The 2707-nt window shown below is 59.6% G+C and carries 3 protein-coding genes; all 3 read right to left on the reverse strand.

Features of this window, described 5'->3' with window-relative positions:
* Positions 1-12: 12 nt before the first annotated feature.
* Positions 13-1086, reverse strand: coding sequence for a 5-amino-6-(D-ribitylamino)uracil--L-tyrosine 4-hydroxyphenyl transferase CofH (gene cofH, locus CW742_RS10035; RefSeq protein WP_292419904.1), 1074 nt, complete (start codon positions 1084-1086; stop codon positions 13-15).
* Positions 1087-1095: 9 nt separating this feature from the next.
* Positions 1096-1812 (reverse strand): signal peptidase I, encoded by a 717-nt coding sequence (locus CW742_RS10040; RefSeq protein WP_292419907.1) that lies wholly within the window; start codon positions 1810-1812, stop codon positions 1096-1098.
* Between the two features lie 87 nt (positions 1813-1899).
* Entirely contained in the window at positions 1900-2520 is a 621-nt protein-coding gene (locus CW742_RS10045) for a LysE family transporter (protein WP_292419909.1), read from the reverse strand.
* Between the last annotated feature and the right edge of the window lie 187 nt (positions 2521-2707).

The following is a 2707-nucleotide window of genomic DNA, read 5'->3' on the forward strand; positions in this document are numbered from 1 at the left end:
TTAAACGAACGCCTACAGGGTTTGCCGCTGCACCAGCTTCCGCCCGAGATCGGGGACAATCCGTTCCATGTCTTTTGGGTCAAGGTAATCTGACCCTGAAGCACCGGCATCGCCTGTCACGTCGTCCGTGAACATGGTGCCTGCAAGATCATTTGCACCCGACAGGAGGGCGATCTGGGTCATCTTCAGCCCCACCTTGCCCCACGCTACCTGGACATTGGTGAAATTGTCGAGAAAGAGCCGGCAGACCGCTATCATCAGCAGATCTTCCCTCCCCGTCGGGCCGGCGCGGGCACAGCCTTGTTGCCAGAGCGGGGTGTTGGTGTGGACAAAGGGGAGGGTGACCAGCTCGGTGAACCCGTGTGTCTCGTCCTGGACCTCCCGCAGGAGCCGGAGGTGCTCGGCCTGGTCCCGCGGGGTTTCATACGAGCCGTACATGATGGTTGCCGTTGATCGCATGCCGGCCCGGTGCGCCTCCTTAATGATCCGTACCCAGTCTGCCGTGGGGACTTTCCGGGGGCAGATAACCTCACGGACAGAGTCAACGAGAATCTCGGCTGCGGTTCCCTGGATGGTCCCAAGGCCTCCCGCTTTCAGCCGCTCAATGACTTCGGGGGTCGGGATCTTCCCCCTTTTTGCTGCATGGGCAACTTCGTCGGGACTGAATGCATGGATGTGGACCCCGGGAAAGGCTTCATGCACCCAGTCCATCATCTCGCAGTAGGTGTCGAGGGTGAACCCCGGATGGACACCAGAGAGAAAACAGATCTCCGTGACCCCGCGTTCCTTTGCAAGTCGTGCCTGTTCCTGGATCGCGGCCTTGTCATGGCAGTACGCCCCCTCATCGGTTGCCTTGCGGCCAAAGCCGCAGAACCCGCAGAGGTTCTTGCAAATGTTTGTGACATGCAGGTTCTGGTTCCGTACATAGGTGACGGTATCCCCGACCCGGTGCTCCCGCATCTCGTCGGCGGCTGAGGTAATCCGCCATACATCGCGGCCGGTTGCTTTCAGGAGCTGCTCTGCCTCCTGCTCCGTGAGCCTGTGGCCTTCCATAACATCGGATAAGAGGACACGGATTTCTGTCATGGCACCACCTCACTTCCTCTTTCCCGGCCGCTTCTTCTGTCCGCTGCCCTTCTCGTTCTTCTCCTCGCGGGAGCGGAGCCAGAGCTCGTGGAGGGCCATTATGATGACAACAACGATCACCACTTCCCAGATGTGGAGCGGGAGGTAGCCGACAAGGGGAACCGTGAAGAGTGCCTTGCCAACGATCCATTCGTCCTTTACGGGCTCGGGAGTGCCGATCGCCTCGTACCGGGAGAACTGGTCCGGGTACGGGTTGTGGTCGCCCCACGTGATATAGCCGTCGTGGTCAGCGGTGTAATTCTTGACGAGCTGGTTGCCCCGGATTTCTGTTATCGGGATGCCTGCTCTCGCGTACGCCACGGCCCGGTGGATGATGGGGTGGACTACGGTATTGCCATTGGGCCGGAAGATGAGCACATCACCATAACTGTTGAACTTCGGGATGTCTGCCGCCTTCCCCTCCTCCCAGCTCATCATCTCCCCGTACCGGTCCTTCTGGACAACGACGACAAGATCCCCGACGTTCATGTTCGGGACCATGCTCCCCGATTCGATGGTCACGACAGCCGGCCACGTGCCGCAGATAAGGAAGAGGGCGAGCGCAATGCCGCCGACAACGCAGGCAACCCAGAGAAGGTCGCGGGAAAGCGAGACCGCCCAGTGCTCGCTGGTGCGGAATTGTGCGATGAGCGTTTTGAGGTCGCGGGGGGAGTCTTTGTCAGCCATCGGGATACCTGTTCGGGAGTTTTGTATAGTGTTGAACCGTGGACAGATTAACCATACGGGATTGAAACGCGGGTGGTGCACTCCCGTTCAGTAGGGGAGGATAACCCCGGAGAGATAATAGAGCCCGAAGAGGATCAAAAAGACCCCGCAGGCCGCCATGACGATGTGGTAGGTGCGGTCGGAGAGGAGGCTTTTCCCTTTTGCAACACTGGTGGAGACGAAGGTGTACCAGATCGTATCGGCTCCCCAGTGGCCAATCATGAAGGCGACTGCAAGGATGATCCCCCCCGCAAGCGACTGGAGGAGGAGGGCGCTTCCCACCGAGAGCCACCAGATCCAGAAGTAGGGGTTGGCGGCGCTCGTGACGAGCCCTGCCATGTACGGGCCGGACCCGCCCGTTCCCGGGCCGGTGGAGAGCGTAGCGTTCCGGCTCCCGATGAGCGTCATGGCACCGAAGATGATCAGGGCTGTTCCGCCGACAACGGCGATGACGGTGGTGTAGGGGCTCGCAATGCTGGCAAGGCCGAGGATGACAAGGAAGAAGATCGCAGTCTCGATAATAATATGGCCGAGGGAGACTTTCAGCCCCGCCGTCCAGTTCCCTGAAAGGGAAGCATTGATGGTTGCAACAAGCGTTGGGCCGGGGGCGAGCGCCCCGGTGAACCCGATGACAAGCCCCAGTGCCAGTGTTGCGATGATCTCGTACATGATTACGATTCTGTTATCCAGGATTGGCTCCGAAGGATTATGAAGTATGGCAGAGATCAATACGTCTTGCATGCGCGAGATCGCCCCCCCCTTCGCGCCAGCCCTGCCCCCATGGGGGCTGGGGGCGCATGGGGATGCCTCTGTATTACCCTTATAAGAAACCTTCCCCATATCCCGACCAGATAAT

The organism is Methanoregula sp. (assembly GCF_002835825.1).
In the GTDB taxonomy this organism is placed as follows: Archaea; Halobacteriota; Methanomicrobia; order Methanomicrobiales; family Methanospirillaceae; genus Methanoregula.